This window comes from Vallitalea sediminicola (assembly GCF_054408565.1).
On sequence record NZ_BTPT01000173.1, the window covers coordinates 1 to 209 of the forward strand.

The following is a 209-nucleotide window of genomic DNA, read 5'->3' on the forward strand; positions in this document are numbered from 1 at the left end:
ATTCATGTTCTTCTTTTTCTTTTAGAACGCTATAATTACATTCTTCATTGTTACATTTTAGATATTTGCCCTTTTCAACCATAATGGTTTCACACTTTGGACAAATTTCTTTAGTAGGTCTGTTCCAAGTCATAAAATCACATTCTGGATTATTTTCACACCCATAATATCTTCTGCCTTTTTTAGTCTTTATTAAAAAGACTAAAAAA

Annotated in this window: 1 protein-coding gene; it reads right to left on the reverse strand. The window is 28.2% G+C overall.

Going from position 1 to position 209, the window contains the following annotated elements; genetic code table 11:
- A partial coding sequence (locus ACX6CF_RS26305; protein ID WP_458788348.1) for a topoisomerase DNA-binding C4 zinc finger domain-containing protein occupies positions 1–209 on the reverse strand: 209 nt, incomplete at both ends.